Source organism: Vibrio sp. 811 (assembly GCF_033339195.1).
Genome location: NZ_JAWOUB010000836.1, coordinates 1 through 543 on the forward strand (window position 1 = coordinate 1; position 543 = coordinate 543).

The following is a 543-nucleotide window of genomic DNA, read 5'->3' on the forward strand; positions in this document are numbered from 1 at the left end:
AAAGCATTGTCGCGGCAAACACGGTGGACTCCGCCAAATCATGCATTTTCACACCACGACCCACGCCGTACATGCCTTCAAGCACAATCGAGTCAAAGTCACGGAAAACACGATCCGAACCATCTCCAAAACGAGCAACGGACGCTTTCAAGGCTTGGAATAAAGGTGTCGACCACAACTCGTCGCCCAATTCACCACCAACACTTTCATGCGCTCGGTATTCCGCTCCTTCAAAGTAGCGAGCACGTTGGTTCCAGAGACTGCGTGTTGCGCGGCGAACGCCAAACATGCCATCCCAGTTGAACACCGTATCAATCTCAAATTCCTGACCACGGCGAGCCGCATCTAAATATTGTGTTCGGTAGCTCGCACTGCCCGCCCAGTAATCACCGACACCTTCCCCAATCGCGCCAGTGTGGCCATACGCCCAGTCGGGAACGATTTGATAGTGAATCCCGTGTCCTAGCTCGTGCAAAATCACATCTGCATCCGCAGCATCCGGAGATACTCCGCCAACGCCCAACATCAGCGCACGCGAACCTG

At 54.1% G+C, this 543-nt stretch carries 1 pseudogene; it reads right to left on the bottom strand.

From position 1 onward, the window contains the following. Positions 1-543, bottom strand: a pseudogene (locus R7Q46_RS29670) (propeptide, peptidase); the annotation flags it as partial.